Below are 7150 nucleotides of genomic sequence, written 5' to 3' on the forward strand. Positions count from 1 at the left end.
AAAATTAATAAAGAAAAATAACTGTAAATATTTGTAATCATAAAATGCCTCCTGTTGTATGTTATAAAGTTATCATTTTTTTAATATCTCCTGCTATAAATTGAGCTTTAGAACCAAAAATTATTTGAATTCCATATTTCCCAACTTTAACAACTCCACTTGCTCCTAAATTTTTTAATTCTTTTTCCTCTATAAAGTTTATATTTTTTACTTCAACTCTAAGTCTTGTAATACAATAATCAATTGAAACTATATTATCACTTCCACCTAAGTAGTTTATAGTTAGGGCTGCGAGTTCTTTATCTGTAATTTTTTCTTTTAAAATATTTTCCTCAACAGCATCTCTACCTGGAGTTTTTAAATTAAATTTTCTAATTAAAATTCTAAAAGTGAAATAGTAGGATATTCCTATAAATAATCCAAAAATTATAACCATTAGATAATTTGTTTCATATCCTGAAAGAGAAGGAAAAATTCCAAAGGATAGAAAATCAATAAAACCAGCTGAAAAAGATTTAGCAATATGCACGTTTAATAGATACATTGCCATATAGGATATTCCCGCAAAGAAAGCATTAAAAATATATAGTATTGGAGCTACAAAAATAAATGTAAACTCAATTGGTTCTGTTATTCCTGTTAAAAAACAAGTGAATGCTGCTGACAAAAATATTCCTGCAACAATCTTTTTATTTTTTGGTAAAGCTTCATGGTACATTGCAAGTGCTGCTGCTGGTAGACCAAAAAGCATAAGAGGATATTCTCCTTGTAAAAATTTACCTGCGTTTTGATAATTATCTGTTGAAAAACTTTTGATTCCTTCTTCAAACATTTTAAACCAAATAGTTTGATCTCCATGTATTAAACTTCCATTTTTAGTTATATAATCTCCAAAATTAAACCAATATGGAGAATAAAAAATATGATGTAAACCTGTTGGTATTAATGCTCTTTCAGAGAAACCAAAAATAAATGTTGATAAAGCTTGATTTTCACCATTTGCAAGTTTTGAAAGAACTTCTATACCGTTCTGAATTGGAGCCCAAATTGTTGGAAAAATTAACCCAATTAAAAAAGCAAAAACTGCAGTAATAATTGGTACAAACCTCTTTCCAGAAAAGAAACCTAAAAAATCGGGAAGCTGTATAGTATAAAATTTATTATACATAGTCGCACCTAAAATTCCAGAAATAAGTCCTCCAAAAACTCCACTTTGAAGAGTTGGAATTCCCATTACAAATGTATATGCTCCACCTTTTAAAGCCATTTGTGGAGTAACTCCAGCTACAATTCCAGCTGTAGAATTTATAATTAAAATAGCCACAATAGAAGACAAAGCAGCAATTCCAGACTCTCCAGCTAAACCAACAGCAGTTCCAACTGCAAAAAGTAAGGATAGATTATCAAATAAAATTCCACCTGCATTTGTCATTAAAGGAATATTCAATCTATCCCCAAAAGCCAATAAAATTCCTGCAGCAGGTAAAATGGATATAGGTAACATTAGTGCTTTTCCTATCTTTTGTAAATTTGAAAAAATTCTCATAAAACCACTCCTTTATTGTAGAACAGATAAGTTTTGTACTATTTAAAAACATTTGTAAGTGTTAATATAGCATTTTTATTTTTTAATGTAAAGTTTTTTTGTAATTAAATGGTCCTTTGTTGACAAAATCTAGTTTAAATAGTATTCTAAAACTATAAAAAAAATATTAGGAGCAAGCATTAAAAATGACCAAAGATAAGTTAGAAATTATAATCCCATTTCTAGAAAATAAAAAAACATTAAAAGATATTTCAAAAGAAAAAAAAATCTCATATACCACTCTTAAAAGATGGGTGAAAAAATATAAAGAAAAAGGACTAGAAGGCTTAAAAACAAAAGAAAGAAGTGATAAAAAAAGTTTTAGAAAAGCAAATGAAAATTTAATTTTACAAATAAAGGAATTCTATTTAAAAAACAAAGATAAACCTATTTTACCCCTCTATAAAGACTTAGAAAAAAAAATAGGATCATCCATAAGTTTTAATACATTTTATCGAATAATTCAAAATTTAAATGAATATTTAAAAACTAATCAAAATTTAAAAGTTGGAGAAAGATATATTTTAAAAACTTTTATTTCATATAATTTTATAAATATAAATAATTGCAGAAAATTACCTGTAATTTTTTTAGTTTTTGATGCTTTTAATTTAGAATTAATAAATTTTCATATAAGTTTTTCAAATACTTTAGATTTAAATATTTTATCCTTTTTAAGAACTACAATTTTAATTGGTTTAAATAAATATAATACAATAAAATTTCCTAAAGAAATTTTAATTGACTCAAATATAAAAGTTCCTAAAAAATTATTAAAATTAATTTATAAAGAAACATCTATAAAATTTTTAAATACAGAAATAAATAATTTAGATATTGATAAATTTATAAAATTTTGTAGTTTAGATATTAATAAAAGTCTTGATAAATTCTCATCTTATGATGAATTTTATTTCTTTTTAATTTCTTATCTAAAGTTAAATTTGACTCATCTAGATTTTGAAAATATAGAAACTTCAGAACTTTTAAATCAAGCTGTAAAGTTAAATGTATTTCTACCAACAATTAAAAGAAAAATTCATCCCTATGGAATAAGAGTGCACAATTATTTTTATAATAATAAAAAATTAATAAAATATATTGGAGAAATTGGAGATATTATATATAATCCTTTAAAAACAGAGAATATTTATTTATTTATAAATAAACATTTTATAGGAAAAGTAGAAAAATCTGTACAAACAAATTAAGAGAATGTTATAATACCCTATTATTTTGGGGGAGGTTTTATTTTGAAAAAATTTATACTAGTTTTTTTACTTACATCATCTTTGTTAATAGGACAAGAAAGAGCCACTATTTTATATTTTAATGATTCTCATGTTATTTATCCTGTAAATGATAAATATGGAGAAAGAGGTGGAGTAGCTAGAGCAAAAACTTTAATTGATTCTATAAAAAAAGAAAATAAAAATACAATTATTATACAAGGTGGAGACTTAGGTGGTGGAGTTTTATTTGGAGCTATTTATCATGGATTTCCAATGATAGAAGCGTTTAATAAAATGCCTATAGATTTATCTAATTTTGGACAGCATGAATTTGATTTTGGAGTACAAGAAGCTAGAAATTTAGTAAATAAATCTAAATTTCAGTGGATATCTAGTAACTTAAAAGAAAAAAATGGAAAACCATTTAATAACTCTAAAGAGTATATTATTAAGAATATGAATAATATTAAAGTTGGTTTTTTAGGAACAACAGATGGAATGGATACAACAATTCAAACTACAGAAATTTATCAAGAAAATATATTTAAAAGTATTGAAAGAAATTTAAGAAAAATAAAAAAAGAAAATCCTAATTTTATAGTACTTCTAACTCAATCTGAACCAAATTTAAATATGGAAATTTTAGAAAAATTTCCTGAAATAAATGCTATTTTAGGAGAGGAAAAATCTGAAAAATATAATATAGTTACATACTTAGGTGAAAAACCAATTATATCCCCTCAAGGAAATATGGGATCAATAATTAAACTTGATATTATTAAAAATAAAGAAGGTAAAATAAAACAAACTCTAGAAATTTTACCTGTAAATAATTTAATAAAGCCAGATAAAAATATGCTAAAATTAGAGGAATTCTATAAAAATAAACTTGAAAAAGATTTAGGAGAAGTTATTGCTAAAAGTAAAATTAAATTAGATTCTGGATTTGGAGAAAATCACCATGCTAGATACGAAGAAAGTAATATTGGAAATCTTATTGCAGATTCCTATAAAAATTACTTTAATACAGATATTGCTTTTATGAATGGTGGTGGAATTAGAGCTAATATTCCTAAAGGAGATTTTAAACTTAAAGATGGTATTTCTTTACTTCCTTTCTCAAACAAAATTGGATCATTTAAATATACTGGAGCTATAATTTTACAAGCTTTAGAACATGGAGTTAGTAGTATAGATACAAAAGCTGGAAGATTTCTACAAGTTTCTGGAATAACTTATACTTATAATCCTAATAAAAATATAGGTTCTAGAGTTAGTAATGTTAAAATTAAGAATAAACCAATTAATTTAGATAAAATATATAGTGTCGCTCTTCCTCTTTATATAAAGAATGGTGGAGATGGATTTACCATGTTAAAAAATAATCAAGTTTCAATAAAAGATAAAAATATTGATTCTCAAATTTTTATAGAGTATATTAAAAGTATTAAAATACTTAATCCTAAATTAGAAAATAGAATTATAGTTATTAATAAATAATAATATTTCAATACTATAGGAGTGTAGAATTATGAAAAATTTAAAAAAAAATGTATTTATATTAGGAACTCAAATATCTGAATCTATTTCTGCGAAAGAGTTTAAAATTTCAGGAGATATTCTTTTAGACAGTAACGGAGCTATTGCTCTCTATTTGTATCGACATGCTATTGAATTAGAGTTGAAATTTCTATCTGAAAAATTAAATGTTTTTTTTAAATCAAATTATAATATGAAACGACTTTTTGATAATTTGAAAACTAGTTTTTTTGGAATAAATACAATTTCAAAAGAAAATATTTTTTTTATTGAGGAGATAATAAAAGACTACATAGCCTTAGATGAAACAAGTGTAAATTTAAGGTATTCTAATAGTATTTATGAAGAAAATTTTATTTTAAGTGAAAAATTTATAAATAAAAATATTATTAATAACATAGATGATCCGTATTTATATGAAATCAAAAAAAAGGAAACAAAAGAAAATATAAATGAATTATTTGAAATATTAACAAAGATAAATAACTATATAGATAAAAGAGATGGAGTTAATTAATTTTAACTCCATCTCTTAATTAAATAACAGTATTAACAATACAAGATAAAACATAAATATAAAAAATACACCTTTAAAAATTAAGCTAATATAATAAAATTTACTTTTTTTAATTTTTTTAATTCTCATTATACCTCCTTAACCCTTAAAAAAATTATTATATTAACTTAATATTATATAAATAATCAATATATCCTTTAAAATTAATTGTTAAACTTATACATTTTCTAAAAATTCAGATTTATTTACTGTAAAATTTCGTATAAATATAGCTATAAATGTTGTTATTATCATAAATACACTATAATAATTAAATATAATAATATCAAAAGCTGATAGTGATGTTGCTATTCCTAATATGGCTAACATTGGATTAGAATATGGTAATATTCCTTGAACACCTGCAGAAAAAGTGTCTAAAATACTAGCTATAATCTTAGGTTCTAATTTATATTCATTTGAAATTTCTTTAGCTATTGGACCTGCAGATACAACTGCAATTGTGTTATTTCCAACACAAATATCTATAACTAAAACTAAAATTCCTATCCAAAGTTCAGCATCTCTTTTTTTATTTACTTTAGATTTTATAATATATATTAAATAATCTATCCCACCATTTAATTTTACAAGTTCTATAATTCCGCCAACAATTATTACTATTATTACAATTTTCCCTGTTCCTTGAATTCCCTTGGAAATAGATTGAATCAACATTTCTAATGTTAATTCATTAAAATATAGTCCTATCCCTCCAGATATAATGATTCCTAAAATTAATACAATAAAAACATTCATTCCTGATAGAGCACTTATTAAAACTAATATATATGGAATCATTTTGATAATATTATATTCATATATTTTAACTACTTCTTCACTACGATTACCTTTACTCATTAAATAAAACATAAAAACTGTCATTAAAGCTGGTATAATTAACATTTTAAAATTAACTTTAAATTTATCTTTCATTTCACAACCTTGAGTTTTTGTTGCTACTATTGTTGTATCTGATATTATAGATAAATTATCTCCAAACATAGCTCCACCTAAAACAGCAGCACAACACATTCCTAAAGGATTTCCAGATTGCTCTGATACTCCAATAGCTATCGGAGTTAAGGCAACTATTGTTCCAACAGATGTTCCTATTGAAAGAGAAACAAAACAAGAAATAATAAAAAGTGCAGCTATTAAAACTCTGCTTGGAAATATTGATAATCCAAAATTTACAACAGATGAAACAGCATTCATATCCTTTGATACTTGAGAAAAGGCTCCTGCCAAAATAAATATTAAACACATTAATATAATATTAGGATTTCCCCCACCCTTACAAAATATATCTATTTTTTTTTGAAATTTTATTTGTTTATTTAAACATAAAGCTACTATTCCACTTAATAAAAATGCAACTTCTACAGGCATACTTTTAAAATCTTTTGTAATTATTCCATTACCTAAATATATTATTATAAATAATACCATTGGAAATAAACCATAAATATTACCCTTTTTCGTAGCCATAAAATACCTCCATATTTTAAATTTAAACAAGTTAAAATATTAGTCTAATATATATTTTGTAGCAGCATGTACAGTTTTAGCCATTTCTTTAACAGTTTCTTTTGTTATTGCTACGTACTCTTCTAACTCTTTTTCTGTTAAAAATGGAATTGGATTTTCCTTTGTATATTCTTCAGTAACAACTAAATTAATTACTGCTGAAGTCTTCTTAATCATTCCTGCTCCGCCAATCTCTTCGTGCAATTTATTGCTCATAAAACTTATTCCACCACAATCTTGACTTACAACAAGAGCTAACTGAGCTATAATATTAACTTTATCTTCAGATGTTTCAGCTTTTGCTAAAACTTCTCCTAAAGTTTTAATTTTCTCTCCAACATTTTTAGTATTAATTCTTAAAGCATCTTTTGTCCTTTTCATTCCTGTTAAATGATGTTTAAATGGAAGTTTTAAACTTTCGCAGGCATTTATTATACTTTGAACTACATAAGGATTATCATCCTCTTCATCTCCTCTTACAAAATATGTATTTTCTGTTAATCCTTTTGAGAACCCTGATGAAATCATAGCTTCTACTACAATAGTTGGAAGTTTATCCATTCCTAATTTTTCTATAATCTCTTTTTTAGAATAATTTGGTGAATTTCCTTCTAAATCTTCATTGGGACCTAAGCCACCTATTGTTGCATTCACAGTTCCTAATACACTTGTAGAAACACCATCTATATCTAAAACTGTCCCAACTAT

General features: G+C 24.4%; 6 protein-coding genes. 3 read left to right on the plus strand and 3 right to left on the minus strand.

From position 1 onward, the window contains the following. Positions 1 to 61 precede the first annotated feature (61 nt). Positions 62 to 1546, minus strand: a complete 1485-nt coding sequence (locus Q0V09_RS05575) for a PTS transporter subunit EIIC (RefSeq protein ID WP_297487566.1) — start codon at positions 1544 to 1546, stop codon at positions 62 to 64. Between the two features lie 185 nt (positions 1547 to 1731). Between Q0V09_RS05575 and Q0V09_RS05580 the strand changes: the two genes are divergently transcribed. The 3 genes from Q0V09_RS05580 to Q0V09_RS05590 are packed head-to-tail and all read left to right on the plus strand — an operon-like array spanning position 1732 to position 4873. After that, positions 1732 to 2796: a helix-turn-helix domain-containing protein gene (locus Q0V09_RS05580; RefSeq protein ID WP_297487568.1), complete on the plus strand. Its 1065-nt coding sequence runs from the start codon at positions 1732 to 1734 to the stop codon at positions 2794 to 2796. A 42-nt stretch (positions 2797 to 2838) separates the two neighbouring features. Further along, the gene (locus tag Q0V09_RS05585; RefSeq protein WP_297487571.1) at positions 2839 to 4317 is read left to right on the plus strand and encodes a bifunctional UDP-sugar hydrolase/5'-nucleotidase; all 1479 of its coding nucleotides are present in this window, start codon (positions 2839 to 2841) and stop codon (positions 4315 to 4317) included. A gap of 31 nt (positions 4318 to 4348) precedes the next feature. After that, entirely contained in the window at positions 4349 to 4873 is a 525-nt protein-coding gene (locus Q0V09_RS05590) for a hypothetical protein (protein ID WP_297487573.1), read from the plus strand. A 216-nt stretch (positions 4874 to 5089) separates the two neighbouring features. On the opposite strand, the gene Q0V09_RS05595 is transcribed toward Q0V09_RS05590, so the two are convergent. After that, positions 5090 to 6403, minus strand: a complete 1314-nt coding sequence (locus Q0V09_RS05595) for a Na+/H+ antiporter NhaC family protein (RefSeq protein WP_297407801.1) — start codon at positions 6401 to 6403, stop codon at positions 5090 to 5092. Between the two features lie 39 nt (positions 6404 to 6442). Then, on the minus strand, positions 6443 to 7150 hold a 708-nt coding region (locus tag Q0V09_RS05600), incomplete at its 5' end, for a hypothetical protein (protein WP_297487575.1).

The organism is uncultured Cetobacterium sp., from assembly GCF_947039425.1.
GTDB lineage: Bacteria > Fusobacteriota > Fusobacteriia > Fusobacteriales > Fusobacteriaceae > Cetobacterium_A.